Genomic DNA, 16,679 nt, shown 5'->3' with positions numbered 1-16,679 from the left:
TTACGATCTAGGTGTTCTTAATAAACAATGTCCTTCGAATGACAGAACTGCATCAGCAACCTCATCTGGGTGCGTACTTAAAAAATAGTGATCGCCTCCAGCCAGACTCTTTGAGTCAACAACATCAATAAAGCGCCGCCAATGCTCTATGATGTCGGCATGATGAGAGGTCGGGGTAACAGGATCTTCATCACCCAACAACACCAGAGCTGGCACTCCACGAGCAGGTTTTTTAGCTAGGGTTCTGTAAGCAGTTGCAGCAATACGATGGTCTCTACGGCCTCTGGAGAGCATCGCGTGAATTTCTGCACTCTCCAGCCCAGAAAATGCGCCTATGGATCTGAGGAATTGCTCCCATGAGTCATCAGATGTTGCATCGGCTTCTTGAATTGCAGCATCCGGGTCATCCATTGGCTTCGCCGCTGCAACAATCAGAGACAGGTGATTTTCAATAGGTTCTAAAGCCGAAGCGATACAGGCCGCAGTCGCTGCCCCAGCGCAATGGCCGTAAATAATGAGGTGTTTGGCATCAATTTTTTCGATCTCAGCAGCAATAATATTAATAAGCAAAAGAAATTCTGATTCTTTAACAAGTTCAATATCACCAAAATCCACCCCAAAAACTCGTACATCATGGTTCCTACGAAAAAGATCCTGATATGCTGTTGGATCTCCCCCACCAAACGGCACACCAATGACGACTGTTGACCCGCAAGCTGAGGCATTGTCATACAGAGGGACCAGTCGTAGCTGAGTTTTTCCTTGTCCTGAGAGAATGAATTTCGCTAAATCTTCAACTGTTGGGTGTTCGAAAAAAGTGACCAGTTGAAGATCATTCCCTAACTTTGATATGGCACGAATCGCATCAAAAGAGTCGCCTCCAAGTTTGAAAAAGTTATCACTTGAGGCAATATTTTTTATTCCAAGGACTTCACTAAATATATTAGTTATGCGCTGCACTTCATCTGCAAATACTCTCTTATATATTTCAACGTTATTAGTCATTTTATTTCCTTCTTTCCGACAGGGCTTCAGTAAGGTTAATAAGCAGGTTATTGACGGCAGACCTACTACAAAAAGGACCTTCCATATCTAACCGGAACTCTGATGAATTTATGCGCTGAATATTTATTCCAACGGGGAAAATGCTACCCACTACTTGCGATGAAGGAATCCCTCGTGGCATAGAACCATTGATAAACAATTCAGACGCACGGCAACACCTCAAAACCTCAGACATAGCTGAATGATATCGGATACAACTCTCTAAGCTGGTTTGCAGGTAATTCATTGCACCTGTATTCACAGGAAGAGCAACAAGGCCGGTCATCATGCCTATTGCTGCCGATTCGTACGGTAAACGCCAGTCATGAGACGAACACGCTATACTACCTTCTGAAATAACGCCGGCATCACACAAATAAGGCAATATTTTATTGAGTAGTGACACTTCATTATTAGTGCTACCAACCTTTATCCTTCTGTGTATATTTATTCTTGTGCATTTCTTATTCCACGCTATTGGCCCTGTTTGTGACAGTCTGACTGGTATCATCGATTGATACGACACGCATTTTTCGGTTTTAGCCAGAATACGTTGTCGTTCTATATAGTTCCGATATAACAACCTGCCCTGATTCATATTTTTCAGCGCAATATCTGACTTACCAACGCAAAACACATTAACAATATTTTTAATCAAACTAAGAGTTTTTTCATCTGCCAAAGCATGATGGATTGAAAGGTAGTACCGATTATAATCGTTAGTTACTACTTTACATATTGCAAATAAGGCCGCACCATTTTGGACCGATAACTGGACTTGACGTATAGCTTCACAATTTGTTGCATCTGGAACTTCTCTGAATTCAGTATATTTAGCAAGTTCTTCTCCCCAGCCAGCAACTATAAATTCGTGTAATATCTCATCGCTAAGAGTCCTTTCATTTTCTACTTCTATAATTGTAGTTACTGATTGTGAGACACCTGAATTATAAGCATGGGCAACGACTGCTTTAGCCTCAGCACTTAGCGATGCATTAATTAGCGTTTGCATCATATCAGGCTGCATTACTCCGCACTATTAGATTAATAATGTAATAATTTTTATGCATAATCATTGTCCTGAAGCCAAAAAAAACCGTCGCCTCGCTACCTGGCGACTTTCTCCGTTCTTTCTATTAGATAAACTCTTTTCCTGAGAGGGGCAGATGCTATCAGCCATCAAAAATATATCAATATTTTTTATTTATCCGTATATAAACCACTTTAGCGAAAAACATTATCATTCACTAAAATTAATATAATTAATGGTAAAAAACACTAAATTTATTAAGTATATGGGGGTATTGTTTTTATTTTTAAATAAAATAAAGAATTTAAATTCAATGGGAATAATCAACGAAATTTGATTTAAATCTAAAAAATAGCATATGAAATTTATGATTCTTAACATTGGTGCAATTTTTAACCAAGAATTAAATTGCCACGGCTAATCGAGGTTTGAGGACGGCCGATGTAAAAAACCACACTAAGGAGATAATTCATTGTTTGTATTTAAATTCAATGATCTCAACACCTGTCATAATATCTTCCGGTAACGTGAACGAATGCCCCAGCATGTTGATATGACCATGCATCAGGGCAAAAGTCGTGTGATATGCTCTTCTTCAGGATCCAGCGACGATAATCCTCATCATCAATAGAGTTAAGAAGATACCGTTCTCTATTAACTCTTCCAGCCTCCTTTGTCGTCTGTGTCAGCCCTGACGGTTGGGTGCTTCGCAACAGCGATCGGATGAGCGCTGACGCATAAATGGTCCCCAGTTTCAGCGAACCGACACCAGGCATCATCCCATCACAGTAGCTTCTCCATCAGGAGGCGGTCATTATGCCGGAATGCTGGTTTTAACTGAAATAGGTTCAGATGTATGCTGTTACCGCCCCCGCCGCCATCCTGGTAAGTGTCAAGGTAGTTGGCACCCCCAGTTGATTGAAGCTACCTGTTTTTTCCCGCTCTGGATTCAGCATTACTGTTCCTGTCGATTGCCAGTTTCGTGTCCTTCCTGACCAGCATTCAGAACGCTACGCTTTTGCCTTTTAGTATACTTCATCCCGTTTCTTCAACAGCGCACTATCTTCGCCTCGGTGCCGTTGGCCCGGCGTCATCATACCTGATGCCGCTATGCCGATGGTTTTCGTTGTGCCGCTGCGTAAAACACTCTCCCCATTCCCGTGCCTCATCCAGCTTGCTGAACCCCGATGACGGCTACTGCTGTACATATTTCAGCGTCCTGAACAGGAATTCCACATACGCGTTATCGTTACTGACCCTTGGCCGGTTTGAGACGGTGTTATTGCCAACTCATAAAGCTTCATTTGCAACGTCTGTGACTTCACCGCCGTGCCATTATCGGCATGCAGTACCGGCGCACCGCCAGCATCCCTCCCTCAGAACCGTGCGCTGTATCAGCTCTGCCGCCGGTTCGCCACTTTCTGTTTCATGTACTTCATATCCCACGATTTTACGACTGAAGATGTCTTCTACCAGAAGGTAGCCGAAGATGAGAGATATCCAGCGCAACCACCAGAGATTAAAACAGGCACCACGGAACGGGATTCCAATAGAGCATCACCTTTCCTCGGTACTAAAGCCTACGAAGCGCTGCCACAATATTCCCGGCATTGCCCCTTCCCTTTCGCCGGACTATCCAGATCCAGCGCCAGGAGTTGCGTCAAATCGTACCGTTATCGGAAACAACGATCTACGAGATGGAACGTCGTGGAGAATTTCCACAGCGTTTCAATCTGACGCCGCGTTGTGTCGTATGGGATCTGGATGAAGTAGAAAAATGGATTGAAGCACGCAAACAAGCTGCGCTCACTGGTTCAGCAAGAACGGCAATTAAGCCCGATATTCATTTACGAAAACCCCGCCCGGACGAGCGGGGTCGCATAAAAACCGACAGTCTTGGTTAGCATTAGCCACCATGACATACATGCCGTCCCGGTCGGAAACCTTGTACAGTCTGGCTTTGGGCTTGAGATTGCGTAGTGCGGTGTCGGTGAGCATCGCGCTTTCCTCCTGTTCAATGGCGGTTTTTACCGTCAGGGGTCAGGAAGTCTGAAGATGCCCCGAAAGCCGCGTCATGTCTCGCTTTTGGAAGGAATTTTTACCGTCATGACCGAAAAAGAATCAATCATCAACGGGAGGGTCATAATCCGGGTCTCTTGTTTTACCGTCGCGTCTACCGCCAGCCTGTTCCGCTGGCCGGCGATAGTCACCGATAGTCGCCATAACCCATTTATTTATAAATCAAACTGTTATGGCGATTTTTCGCTAGTTGGCGATAGTTCCTGAAGAACTTTGGATCACTCCCACTCAATCGTCGCCGGCGGCTTGCCCGATACGTCGTAAACCACGCGGGAGATGCCATCCACTTCGTTGATGATGCGGTTGGATACGCGGCCGAGGAATTCGTAAGGCAGGTGCGCCCAGTGAGCGGTCATAAAGTCGATGGTTTCTACCGCCCGCAGGGCGACTACCCAGTCATATTTACGACCATCGCCCATGACGCCGACGGAACGAACCGGCAGGAAGACGGTAAATGCCTGGCTGACCTTGTTGTACAGGTCGGCTTTATGCAGTTCTTCAATGAAGATCGCATCGGCGCGACGCAGCAGGTCGCAGTATTCTTTTTTCACTTCGCCCAGTACGCGCACGCCAAGGCCCGGCCCCGGGAACGGATGACGGTATAGCATGTTGTACGGCAAGCCCAGTTCCAGACCAATCTTGCGCACTTCATCTTTGAACAGCTCTTTCAGCGGCTCAACCAGACCCAGTTTCATCTCTTTCGGCAGGCCGCCGACGTTATGGTGAGACTTGATGACGTGCGCCTTACCCGTTGCGGAAGCCGCGGACTCAATCACGTCAGGGTAGATGGTGCCCTGCGCCAGCCATTTCACTTCAGACTGCTTGCTGGCTTCTTCGTCAAAGACTTCAACAAACACCCGACCAATGATTTTACGTTTCGCTTCCGGTTCATCCACACCGGCCAGCGCGCTCAGGAAACGATCTTCCGCCGGTACGTGAATAATGTTCAGACCAAAGTGGTCGCCAAACATTTCCAGTACCTGATCGGCTTCGTTTAAACGCAGCAAGCCGTTATCCACAAATACGCAGGTCAGACGATTGCCGATGGCGCGGTGCAGCAGCATCGCGGTTACCGAGGAGTCTACGCCGCCGGACAGACCAAGGATCACGCGATCGTTCCCCACCTGCTGGCGCAGACGCGCTACCGCGTCGTCGATAATCTTGGCGGGCGTCCACAGAGCTTCACACTGGCAGATATCACGGACAAAGCGCTCTAACATGCGCTGCCCCTGACGGGTATGGGTCACTTCCGGGTGGAACTGCACGCCGTAAAAATGTTTTTCTTCGTTAGCCATAATGGCGAACGGACAGGTATCGGTGCTGGCGACGGTCACGAACCCGTCGGGGATCGCCGTGACTTTATCGCCGTGGCTCATCCAGACATCCAGCAGCGGCGCGCCAGCGGCGCTCAACGCATCCTGAATATCACGCACCAGCAGGCTGTCGGTTTTCACTTCCACCTGCGCATAGCCGAACTCGCGTTCGTTGGAGCCTTCAACCTGGCCCCCCAACTGCATCGCCATGGTCTGCATGCCGTAGCAAACGCCTAAAACCGGTACGCCGGCCTGGAAAACATATTCCGGCGCGCGCGGGCTGTTAAATTCAGTGGTACTTTCCGGGCCGCCGGAAAGGATAATCCCGTTAGGATTGAATTCGCGGATCTGCGCTTCAGTAACATCCCATGCCCAAAGTTCACAATAAACGCCCAATTCACGGATACGCCGTGCAACCAGTTGCGTGTACTGCGAGCCGAAATCCAGAATAAGAATGCGGTGTTGATGAATATTTTCTGTCATGAGAGGCATATTCCAAATGCGAATAATATAAAAGCTAAAAAGTAAGTAAACCCGGCGAATATTACCGGGTTTAACTGTTTAAATCAGCCGACAAATACCTTATGAACCCATACGGTAATTCGGTGATTCCTTGGTAATGGTAACGTCATGGACATGGCTTTCCTGAATGCCGGCGCCGCTGATGCGCACAAACTCAGCCTGCGTGCGCAGCGCATCTATCGTGCCGCATCCGGTCAGACCCATACAGGAACGCAGACCGCCCATTTGCTGGTGGACAATCTCTTTCAGGCGGCCTTTGTAAGCCACGCGGCCTTCAATACCTTCCGGCACCAGCTTGTCCGCGGCGTTGTCGCTTTGGAAATAACGATCGGAAGATCCTTTGGACATCGCGCCCAGCGAACCCATGCCGCGGTAAGATTTGAAGGAACGGCCCTGATACAGTTCGATTTCGCCGGGAGACTCTTCCGTTCCCGCCAGCATCGACCCCACCATCACGCAGGCGGCGCCCGCGGCAATCGCCTTGGCGATATCGCCGGAAAAACGAATACCGCCATCGGCGATAACCGGAATACCGGTGCCTTCCAGGGCCTCAACCGCATCGGAAATAGCGGTAATTTGCGGCACGCCGACGCCGGTAACGATACGGGTGGTGCAAATGGAACCCGGGCCGATACCGACTTTCACCGCGCTGACGCCCGCGTCCGCCAGCGCTTTCGCACCGGCTCCCGTCGCCACGTTGCCGCCGATGATTTGCAGATCCGGGTATTTGGCGCGGGTTTCGCGGATACGCTGCAATACGCCTTCGGAATGACCGTGCGAGGAGTCAATCAACAGCACATCAACCCCTGCCGCGACCAGCGCATCAATACGTTCTTCGTTGCCTTCGCCGGCGCCGACCGCCGCCCCGACTCGCAAGCGACCGTGCTCATCTTTACAGGCGTTGGGTTTACGCTCGGCTTTCTGGAAATCTTTTACGGTGATCATGCCGAGCAGGTGGAATTCATCGTCGATAACCAACGCTTTTTCCACACGTTTTTCATGCATTTTTTGCAGCACGACGTCACGCGCTTCCGCGTCTTTTACCGTGACCAGACGTTCTTTCGGCGTCATCACGGCGCTGACCGGTTTTTCCAGATCGGTGACAAAACGCACGTCACGGCCGGTAATAATCCCCACCAGCTCGTTGCTTTCCGTCACAACCGGATAACCCGCAAACCCGTTACGTTCGGTCAGCTCTTTTACCTGACGCAGCGTGGTGGCGGGCGTAACGGTTTGCGGATCGACAACCACACCGCTTTCATATTTTTTAACGCGGCTGACTTCTTCAGCCTGACGCTCAATGGACATATTTTTATGAATAAATCCCAGACCGCCTTCCTGAGCCAGCGCAATCGCCAGATTGGATTCCGTTACGGTATCCATCGCCGCGGATAGCATAGGGATATTCAGACGGATGGTTTTCGTCAGTTGGGTAGTCAAATCAGCCGTGTTAGGCAGGACAGTAGAGTGTGCGGGAACAAGGAGAACGTCGTCAAACGTCAGTGCTTCTTTAGCGATACGTAACATGGGCAATATCTCACCAAGGTGGATGTTAAGAACGGATAAAATATTGCCGTGGCATTATACAGAGCGTAACCGGTTGCCTCCAGCACTATTTTTAATAAAATGCTTGATTACCTGTTGCAGGCAGGTAGTATCGATCAATTAAGTCACTGTTTTAAAATTTGATCTGGCTCACAATGTCTCAATTTCCCTCCTCTGCAATTTTTACCGTCAGCCGCCTGAACCAGACGGTTCGGCAACTGCTGGAAATGGAAATGGGCCAGATATGGCTTTCCGGCGAAATCTCCAACTTTTCTCAGCCCTCATCCGGCCACTGGTACTTCACGCTGAAAGATGAACGCGCGCAGGTACGTTGCGCCATGTTCCGCAACAGTAACCGCCGCGTCACCTTTCGTCCGCAAAACGGTCAGCAGGTACTGATACGCGCGGCGATCACGCTGTACGAACCCCGCGGCGATTACCAACTGCTGGCGGAAAGTATGCAGCCGGCGGGCGACGGGCTGCTGCAACAGCAGTTTGAGCAATTAAAACAGCGCCTGGCCGAAGAGGGGCTTTTCGATCAGCAGTTTAAACAGGTATTGCCGAGTCCGGCCCGACAGGTCGGGGTGGTGACCTCCGCCAGCGGCGCGGCGCTGCATGATATTTTGCAGGTATTGCAACGGCGCGATCCTTCGCTGCCGGTGGTGGTCTACCCCACCGCCGTACAGGGCAGCGAAGCGCCGCTGCAAATTGTGCGCGCCATTGAACTGGCTAACCGGCGTAATGAATGCGACGTGCTGATCGTCGGCCGCGGCGGCGGTTCGCTGGAGGATTTATGGAGCTTTAACGATGAGCGCGTCGCCCGGGCGATTTTCGCCAGCCGCATTCCCATCGTCAGCGCGGTCGGCCATGAAACCGATGTCACCATCGCCGATTTTGTCGGCGATTTACGCGCCCCGACGCCTTCCGCCGCGGCGGAGCTGGTCAGCCGCAATCAGCTTGAACTGCTGCGCCAGATACAATCCCAGCGTCAGCGGCTGGAAATGGCGATGGATTATTATCTGGCCCAGCGCAATCGCGAGTTTACCCGCTTAAACCATCGCTTACAGCAGCAGCATCCGCAGCTTAGGCTGGCTCGCCAGCAAACCCAACTGATTAAACTGCGCCAGCGGCTGGATGAGGCTATGCAGTTACAGCTCAGGCAACTATCGCGCCGCAGTGAACGTATACAACAGCGCCTGATTCAGCAACAGCCGCAACCGAAAATTCATCGTGCGCAGCAACGCTTGCAGCAGTTACAGTATCAGATGCGGCATGCCATTGAACGTCAGCTCAATCAGCACAAACAGCGATTGGGCGTCGCCTGCTCGCATCTGGAAGGCGTCAGCCCGTTGGCGACGCTGGCGCGCGGTTATAACGTTACCACCACGCCCGATGGACGGGTGCTGAAGAACATTGCCCAAACTGCGCCGGGCGATACCTTAAAAACCCGCCTGCGGGATGGCTGGATCGAAAGCCAGGTCACTGCGCTAGTGGCGGAAAAGTCGACGGCACCAATAGTCAAAAAGCGCCGAACCTAGCGCCTGCTTCTGGGTTATACTTACGGCTGTAGCTGAACGTCTGAATTGCCGATGACCACCTTCTCAAGGAGATAGAGGTATGAAGTCCAGACCGATTCACAGCGTAATCCCTCCCTACATCTTGCATCGTATTATCGCTAATGGTTCAGAGGCCGAGCGTCACTGCGCCCAGCAGACCTTAATGCATGTTCAGTCTCTGATGGTAACCACGCATCCCAGACCGGCGCCTCACGCGCTGGCTGTCGCGGGTCAGGCGCACCGCGAGATTTATGATGCGGAAAACCAGCAGCAGTTGCCTGGCAAACAAGTGCGGGCGGAAGGACAAAGCAGCAACGGCGATATCGCCGTCGATGAAGCCTATGATTACCTGGGCGCCACCTATGATTTCTTCTGGCGGACGTTTCAGCGAAATTCGCTTGATAATCAGGGGCTGACGCTCGCCGGTACGGTACATTACGGTCAGGATTATCAAAATGCGTTCTGGAACGGACAACAGATGGTATTCGGCGACGGCGACGGCAAAATCTTCAACCGCTTTACTATCGCCATCGATATCGTGGCGCATGAACTGACGCATGGCGTGATAGAAAGCGAAGCGGACTTAATCTATTTCAGACAATCCGGCGCTCTGAACGAATCGCTGTCCGACGTTTTTGCATCCATGGTAAAACAATTTCACCGCGGGCAAACCGCGGAGCAGGCAGACTGGATGATTGGCGAGGAGTTGCTTGCCGAGGGGATCCACGGCAGCGGTCTGCGCTCTATGTCGAATCCGGGAACGGCCTATGACGACCTGCTGCTGGGAACGGATCCGCAGCCGGCGCACATGAATGACTATATCAACACCCGCGAAGACAACGGCGGCGTACACCTGAACTCCGGGATACCGAATCGGGCGTTCTATCTGGCGGCAAGCGAACTGGGCGGTTATTCCTGGGAAAAAGCCGGCAGAATCTGGTATGACACGCTGTGCGATAAATCTTTGCCGCAGAATGCCGATTTTGAGGTTTTTTCCCGCCTTACCATCCACCATGCCGCACAGCGTTTCGATCGGGCCGTCGCCGATATCATTAAACAATCCTGGGAAAAAGTAGGGGTGGTATCGACGATGGATAACGTATGAAAACCCTGCCTGAGCTTACCGATGACGCCATTGTCGAGCTGGCGCGCGAGGGAGGGATTGCCTGGCTGCCCAAACTGGCCGGGCAGCGACGTTTCGCACTGGCGACGATGCCGTCGGCGGAGCGGGAGCGTCTGTGCCGCGCGCTGCGCGACGCGCTCCCGCAAGCCAGAGAACCCGGCGAGCCGGACGGCCCCGGCCGCGGCGATCAGTTCTATTACCGCATTCACATCAGCTATAGCCACCCGCAAAAGAATCAGTATGCCGAGGCAATTTTACTGATCCCGGAGCAGTCCGCGCCTAAGGAGTTGGAAGCGCTCTGGCGCAATGGCACATCCATCACCGATCGACAGGAAGATAGTCGAAAATGACGCGCTTGCTGGAGATCAGCCCGTGCCCTTGCTGGCAAAAATAGTCCAGCGCCCCGCAGGCTTTTAACGTCTGAAGCTCGTGCCGGCATTCGGGACAATATGCCGCGCGCCGATAACGCTGCCGGCAGTGAGGACAACCGAACACATCGCCGTTTTGCCACGTCATCGCGTGGTGGCATTGTGGACAGATGGCTTCCATTTTTTCTCCTCTCTGAAATACCTAAATCACACCCAGCGAACGTAAGAAATAGAGTCCCAGCGCGATGACAAAGAACGAACCTGCGGTGGTTAAGCCAATAATATTGGCCGCCAGCGTCGCATTTCCGCCCATTGCCCTGGTCATGACATAGCTGCCCGCCGCCGTCGGCGTGGCGGAAAACAGAAAAATAACGCCGAGCGTCACCCCGCGAAAACCTACCAGCCATCCGCCCAACGTCAGTATCGCCGGCACGATCAATAGTTTAGCCGTGGAAGAGAGCAGTGCGACATTGGACGATCGGAACATACTACGCCAGTCAAGGCTGGCGCCGGCGCACAGCAAGGCTAACGGCAGAGCCAACGAAGCGATAAAACTTCCGGTCTGATGGATCACCCCGGGCATCGGCAGCCGGCTTTGTGAATAGAGCAATCCGCTCAGTAAGCCGATAATCAGCGGATTGGTGGCGATACTCATCAACAGTTCACGCTTGCTGATGCCCTGACCGTGCGATTTATTATGCAGGCTGCGCGTCAGGGTGATCACCGACAGCGCGTTAAACATAATCACCGTGACAATCAAATACAGCGATCCGACGGCTACCCCCTCTTCGCCATAGGCGCTCATGGCAAACGCCAGCCCCATAATTCCGGTATTCGATCGAAATCCGCCCTGAACAAAAACCCCACGCTCGGTCGGTTCTTTAACCAAACGAATAGCCGCCACTTCAAGCAGCAGAAAGGTGGCCAGCGTACCGATAACGCCGTAAATGACCAGCGGCAGTTGCTCAATAATCGACTGGTGGTTGGTGGCCACGCTGAAAAACAGCAAGCACGGGAGAGATAAATTGAATACCAGTCGCATGGCTGAATCGCAAAAGGCATCGTTCAGCATGCCTATTTTCCGCAACGCCATTCCCATCAGCAGCATCAACAGATTCGGCATTGTAACGTTAAATGCAAAACTCCAGGTTTCCCAAGACATAAATGCCCTTAATGATTCAGCATGATCGCCATTCAATCATGGTCGCTACTCAACAATGCGGGGCGAATATTGCTATCCGCCCCGCTTATTCATTATTTGCTCTTTTTAAGATGCTGCATCAAACGTTTACGCTTGCGTAACTGGTTTGGCGTCAATGTGTTGCGCTTATCCGCAAAGGGGTTTTCCCCCTCTTTGAACTGGATGCGGATCGGCGTTCCCATCACATCCAGCGAGCGGCGGTAGTAATTCATCAGATAACGTTTGTAGGAATCGGGCAGATCTTTGACCTGATTACCGTGGATCACCACAATCGGCGGGTTGTAGCCGCCGGCATGCGCATATTTAAGCTTCACCCGGCGCCCACGTACCAGCGGCGGCTGATGGTCGTCCGCCGCCATCTGCATAATGCGGGTCAGCATGGAGGTGCCCACCCGGCGGGTGGCGCACGTGTAGGCTTCAATCACCGACTCGAACAGATTGCCCACGCCGCTGCCATGCAACGCCGAGATGAAATGAATACGGGCAAAATCGATAAAGCCGAGGCGCAAATCCAGCGTTTCCTTGACTTGATCGCGAACGTCCGGTGATAGGCCGTCCCACTTGTTGACCACGATCACCAGTGAGCGCCCGCTATTGAGGATAAAGCCCAATAATGAAAGATCCTGATCGGAAATACCTTCACGGGCGTCAATGACCAGCATCACAACGTTGGCGTCTTCAATCGCCTTCAACGTTTTAATCACCGAGAATTTTTCAACCGTATCGGTTACTTTGCCGCGTTTACGCACCCCGGCGGTATCGATCAGCACATATTCTCGTTCATCACGCACCATCGGAATGTAAATACTGTCACGCGTGGTGCCCGGCATATCGTAAACCACCACGCGCTCTTCACCCAGAATACGGTTGGTCAGCGTGGATTTCCCCACGTTGGGGCGGCCGACGATAGCCAGCTTGATCGGCAGATCTTCCGGGTTAAAATCGTCTTCCTCCGCCTCGGCTTTTTCAGCACCCTGCTCTTGTGCAAGCTGCTCCGCCCAGTAAGCGGCGTTCTCTTCTTCTTCCGTCAGTTCAACAGAGGCGGACTCATCGCTCTGCACAAACGGCAACAGCACTTTTTCCAGCAAGGAGGTGACGCCGCGTCCGTGGGAAGCCGCTATCGGATAAATCTCCCCCATTCCCAGCGAATAGAAATCGCCGATGACGGTATCGGGGTCAATACCGTCCGTTTTATTGGCGACCAGAAAAGTTGCTTTCTGGCGGCTGCGCAAATGTTGGGCGATGCCCTGGTCGGCGGGCATAAGTCCCGCACGGGCATCCACCATAAACAACACGATGTCGGCCTCTTCAATCGCCACCAGCGACTGCCCCGCCATTCGGGTTTCCACACCGTCTTCCGTGCCATCGATGCCGCCGGTATCGACGATGATAAACTCATGGCCTTCCACTTCTGCACGGCCATACTTGCGGTCACGCGTCAACCCCGGGAAATCCGCCACCAATGCATCACGCGTACGCGTTAAGCGGTTAAATAAAGTGGATTTCCCCACGTTCGGACGTCCGACCAGCGCGACGACAGGTATCATTGTTACAACCTCATTACTTATATTTCAATACGTTACAGCGAAATTACTCGCTGACGATAAAAGACGAAACGGCCCCTGATACTGTCAGGAGCCGTTGGGGGATCGTATCTGCAACCGGCAGCGATCCAAAGGTTCTGTCTTCTTAACTAGCGGGTGAAGGCGTAAACTTCGCCGTTCTTCGCCTGAATAAGCAGCTTGTCGCTGGCGATCACCGGCTTGCTCAGGAAACCTGAACTATCCACTTTTTGCTGAACCACAAAGCGACCGTCCGACGTATTCAGCCAGTGCAGATACCCTTCGGTATCCCCTACCACCAGATAGCCGTTATACAGCACAGGCGCCGTCAGGTTACGGTGCAACAACTCGCTCTGACGCCACAGATTCACTCCGCCGTTGGTGTTCAACGCCACAACGCGGTCATCCTGATCGACCAGATAAATGCGGTCGCCATCAACGATGAAATCGTGCACCGAACCCAGTTCCCGTTTCCACAAGATCTGACCGGAACGCAGATCCAGCGCCGTCATGTTGCCGTTATAACCCAGCGCGTACACGACCTCGCCCACAACAACCGGCGTGGTATCGACATCGTTCAGGCGATCGATTTCAGTCGCCCCGCTGGGTTGTGAAATACGCTGCTGCCAGATTAACTGGCCCTGTTCGATCAGCACCGCATTGACCCGGCCGTTATCGCCGCCGACGATGGCCGCGCCAAACGCCGTGGTCGGCGCCGATTCGCCGCGCAAAGAAAGCGTCGGCATATCCAGATTAACCGTCCACTTAATCGCGCCATCCGTTTCATCCAGCGCTTGCAGCATCCCATTGCTGGTATGAACCAGCACGACGCCATCGCTGCTTACCGGACGCGAAAGCACTTCGCCCGCGACGTTGGTTTGCCATACCGGGGAGCCGTCTTCGGCGTTCAGCGCAAATACCTGCGCTCTTTCACTGCCGACATAAACATGATTACCCGCGACCGCGACGCCGCCGGATAATAACGCCGGTGTATTGCGCGAAAGGAAGCCGGTTTTTTCCGACAGATCGGCATGCCAGATTTCAGTGCCGCTGTTGAGATCGAGCGCTTTTACCGTCCCGCGGCGATCGGCGGCAAACACCCGATCGCTCTGCCAGGCCGGGTGCAGATTGGAATAGAACTCGCCGATGCCGCTCCCTACGGAACGGCTCCACACCTTCGTCGGCGTGAACTGATTTTCCACCGTCGGCAATGGAGACATGGTCACGACATCTTCCTCGCTGTTAAACAGCGAACATCCGCTCAGCAGGGCGACGGAAACCAGTCCTACCAGAAGTGTTTTACGCAGTTGCATGGAATTCCTCTTAGCTGGACAGGTTGTTCAGTTTCATACGCAGCAATGCTTGCAATGCCTGCGGTGGATTAGCGGCCAAACCTTTATTATAAGCTTCGCGCGCGGCCTGATTATCCCCTTTGCTGGCCAGGGCGTCACCACGAACTTCCGCCGCCAGAGCCACCCAGCCGTCTAACTTGACGGCATCCAGCGTTTTCAACGCTTCATCGGCTTTTTGCTCTTGCAACTGGATCCGCGCCAAACGCAGATTCACCAGAGACAGCAAATCGGCATCTTTGGTTTGGGACTGCGCGTGCGCCAGCTGTTGTTCCGCTTTGGCAAAATCATTTTGATCGACATAATGACGCGCCAACTCCAGCGAGGCCAGCACGCCGTAGTTGTTTTTATTTTCAGCGGCAAATTTCTCCGCTGACGAGATATCTTCAACTTTACCGCTCGCCAGATGGTCGCTGATTTGCTGATAAGATGTTGATGACGCCAGTACGCTGTTGCTTTGGTGATTCAGCCAAAAGCGCCAGCCAATCAGCGCGCCGACACCCAGCACAACGCCCACAACCAACGCCTTGCCGTTTTCAGCGAGGAAACGACGCAACGCATCAACCTGCTCATTCTCTGTGGTATAGACTTCCACGGTGTCTCTCTCCTTAATCCAGTAACGTTGCCAGCCGCGCGGCGACGTCGGCCTGTGCCAATGTATCCTGCTCGCCATTGGTCAGATTTTTTATCACCACCTGACCAGCCGCCACTTCGTTTTCGCCTAATACCAGCGCAATGCGCGCGCCCCATTTATCGGCGCGGGTAAATTGCTTTTTAAAATTGCCGCCGCCGTAGTTGGTCATCAGTTTCAGTTGCGGCAGCGTATCACGTAATTTCTCCGCCAACTGTATGGCCGCCAGTTGCGTTCCCTCGCCGGACGAAATCAGATAAACATCGACTCCCGGGTGGGCCTTAAACTCAGGGTTGACGGACTGCACCAGCAGAACCAACCGCTCCAGTCCCATCGCAAAGCCCACGGCAGGCGTCGCATGTCCGCCCAGTTGCTCGACCAGGCCGTCATAACGCCCGCCGGCACAGACCGTGCCCTGAGCGCCCAGACTGGTGGTTACCCACTCAAACACGGTGCGGTTGTAATAATCCAGACCGCGAACCAAACGCGGATTAACGGTATATGGGATACCGGACTGCGTTAAAAGTTCACCCAATGCCTCAAAGTGCGCCCGGGATTCATCATCAAGATAGTCGGTCAGCGCCGGCGCATCGTCCAGCAACGCCTGAATCTGGGGATTTTTAGAATCCAGCACCCGCAGCGGATTGGTATACATACGGCGCAGGCAATCTTCGTCCAACTTTTCTTTATGCTGTTCGAGGAAAGCGATCAGCGCTTCACGGTATTTCGCCCGCGCGTCCAGCGAGCCAATCGAATTCAGTTCCAGCCTAACATGCTGTGAAATACCCAGCGCCCGCCACCAGCGGGCAGTAAGCAGAATCAACTCGGCGTCGATGTCCGGCCCTTGCAGACCAAAAACTTCACACCCCAGTTGATGAAACTGGCGATAGCGGCCTTTCTGCGGGCGCTCGTGACGAAACATCGGCCCGAGATACCACAGGCGCTGCTCCTGATTGTAGAGTATACCGTGTTCGATACCGGCGCGAACGCACGAAGCGGTGTTTTCAGGGCGCAACGTCAGACTGTCGCCGTTGCGATCCTCAAAGGTGTACATCTCTTTTTCAACCACATCGGTGACTTCACCGATGGCACGTTTAAACAGCGAGGTCTGCTCAACGATAGGGGTACGGATTTCACTGTAGCCGTAGCTGCCGAGCACCTGTTTCAAGCTGTTTTCAATACGCTGCCACAATGCCGTTTCGGCCGGGAGGTAATCGTTCATGCCGCGAATGGCTTGGATATTTTTTGCCACGTCTGTTCTCTATCCGTTTTTCAAAAAATAAACCCGATTATAGGGGGATTGGTGTCGCATCTTCAATGCACAGGTTCCCCATCGGGTTCAGGAATCATACTTAT

General features: G+C 52.4%; 14 protein-coding genes and 3 pseudogenes. 4 read left to right on the top strand and 13 right to left on the bottom strand.

What is annotated here, in order from left to right:
* The 4 genes and pseudogenes from HOY33_RS18610 to HOY33_RS20715 all read right to left on the bottom strand — a co-directional run.
* On the bottom strand, positions 1-1,005 hold the full coding sequence (locus HOY33_RS18610) for an alpha/beta fold hydrolase (RefSeq protein WP_172291628.1): 1,005 nt from the start codon (positions 1,003-1,005) through the stop codon (positions 1-3).
* Position 1,006: 1 nt separating this feature from the next.
* Positions 1,007-2,071: a hypothetical protein gene (locus tag HOY33_RS18605; RefSeq protein WP_172291627.1), complete on the bottom strand. Its 1,065-nt coding sequence runs from the start codon at positions 2,069-2,071 to the stop codon at positions 1,007-1,009.
* 459 nt (positions 2,072-2,530) lie between these two features.
* Positions 2,531-2,868 (bottom strand): annotated as a pseudogene (locus HOY33_RS18600) (Tn3 family transposase); the annotation flags it as partial.
* A 141-nt stretch (positions 2,869-3,009) separates the two neighbouring features.
* Positions 3,010-3,550 (bottom strand): annotated as a pseudogene (locus HOY33_RS20715) (transposase); the annotation flags it as partial.
* A 221-nt stretch (positions 3,551-3,771) separates the two neighbouring features.
* On the opposite strand from HOY33_RS20715, the gene HOY33_RS20520 reads away from it, so the two are divergent.
* Positions 3,772-3,978 (top strand): helix-turn-helix transcriptional regulator, encoded by a 207-nt coding sequence (locus HOY33_RS20520; protein WP_370541775.1) that lies wholly within the window; start codon positions 3,772-3,774, stop codon positions 3,976-3,978.
* Here the strand turns inward: HOY33_RS20520 and HOY33_RS20515 are convergent.
* From HOY33_RS20515 to guaB, 3 genes and pseudogenes are all read right to left on the bottom strand, one after another.
* Positions 3,977-4,072 (bottom strand): annotated as a pseudogene (locus HOY33_RS20515) (DUF4102 domain-containing protein); the annotation flags it as partial. The gene HOY33_RS20520 and the pseudogene HOY33_RS20515 sit on opposite strands and share 2 nt — an antisense overlap.
* Before the next feature lie 299 nt (positions 4,073-4,371).
* Positions 4,372-5,949 carry a glutamine-hydrolyzing GMP synthase gene (guaA, locus tag HOY33_RS18590; RefSeq protein WP_172291626.1) on the bottom strand — a complete coding sequence of 526 codons (1,578 nt, stop codon included), beginning with the start codon at positions 5,947-5,949 and terminating at the stop codon, positions 4,372-4,374.
* 99 nt (positions 5,950-6,048) lie between these two features.
* Entirely contained in the window at positions 6,049-7,515 is a 1,467-nt protein-coding gene (guaB, locus tag HOY33_RS18585; RefSeq protein WP_172291625.1) for an IMP dehydrogenase, read from the bottom strand.
* Between the two features lie 173 nt (positions 7,516-7,688).
* Here guaB and xseA point away from each other — a divergent pair, with 173 nt between their 5' ends.
* From xseA to HOY33_RS18570, 3 genes are all read left to right on the top strand, one after another.
* Positions 7,689-9,071: an exodeoxyribonuclease VII large subunit gene (gene xseA, locus HOY33_RS18580; RefSeq protein WP_172291624.1), complete on the top strand. Its 1,383-nt coding sequence runs from the start codon at positions 7,689-7,691 to the stop codon at positions 9,069-9,071.
* Positions 9,072-9,150: 79 nt separating this feature from the next.
* Positions 9,151-10,194: a M4 family metallopeptidase gene (locus HOY33_RS18575; RefSeq protein ID WP_172291623.1), complete on the top strand. Its 1,044-nt coding sequence runs from the start codon at positions 9,151-9,153 to the stop codon at positions 10,192-10,194.
* Positions 10,191-10,562 (top strand): protealysin inhibitor emfourin, encoded by a 372-nt coding sequence (locus HOY33_RS18570; RefSeq protein WP_172291622.1) that lies wholly within the window; start codon positions 10,191-10,193, stop codon positions 10,560-10,562. Before HOY33_RS18575 ends, HOY33_RS18570 begins: the two co-directional genes overlap by 4 nt.
* Here the strand turns inward: HOY33_RS18570 and HOY33_RS18565 are convergent.
* From HOY33_RS18565 to hisS, 6 genes are all read right to left on the bottom strand, one after another.
* Entirely contained in the window at positions 10,531-10,761 is a 231-nt protein-coding gene (locus tag HOY33_RS18565) for a zinc ribbon domain-containing protein (RefSeq protein WP_172291621.1), read from the bottom strand. The two genes, HOY33_RS18570 and HOY33_RS18565, sit on opposite strands and share 32 nt — an antisense overlap.
* A 21-nt stretch (positions 10,762-10,782) precedes the next feature.
* Positions 10,783-11,742, bottom strand: a complete 960-nt coding sequence (locus HOY33_RS18560) for an AEC family transporter (RefSeq protein WP_172291620.1) — start codon at positions 11,740-11,742, stop codon at positions 10,783-10,785.
* 92 nt (positions 11,743-11,834) lie between these two features.
* Entirely contained in the window at positions 11,835-13,328 is a 1,494-nt protein-coding gene (der, locus tag HOY33_RS18555; RefSeq protein WP_172291619.1) for a ribosome biogenesis GTPase Der, read from the bottom strand.
* Positions 13,329-13,474: 146 nt separating this feature from the next.
* Positions 13,475-14,656: an outer membrane protein assembly factor BamB gene (gene bamB, locus HOY33_RS18550; RefSeq protein ID WP_172291618.1), complete on the bottom strand. Its 1,182-nt coding sequence runs from the start codon at positions 14,654-14,656 to the stop codon at positions 13,475-13,477.
* 10 nt (positions 14,657-14,666) lie between these two features.
* Complete coding sequence (locus HOY33_RS18545; RefSeq protein ID WP_172291617.1) at positions 14,667-15,287, bottom strand: YfgM family protein; 621 nt, start codon at positions 15,285-15,287, stop codon at positions 14,667-14,669.
* A 13-nt stretch (positions 15,288-15,300) separates the two neighbouring features.
* On the bottom strand, positions 15,301-16,575 hold the full coding sequence (gene hisS, locus HOY33_RS18540; RefSeq protein ID WP_172291616.1) for a histidine--tRNA ligase: 1,275 nt from the start codon (positions 16,573-16,575) through the stop codon (positions 15,301-15,303).
* Between the last annotated feature and the right edge of the window lie 104 nt (positions 16,576-16,679).

The sequence above is a fragment of the Brenneria sp. hezel4-2-4 genome, assembly GCF_013155275.1.
Classification (GTDB): domain Bacteria; phylum Pseudomonadota; class Gammaproteobacteria; order Enterobacterales; family Enterobacteriaceae; genus Brenneria.
The sequence above is the reverse complement of the archived record's forward strand: the minus strand, read 5'-3'. Positions and strand labels throughout refer to the sequence as shown.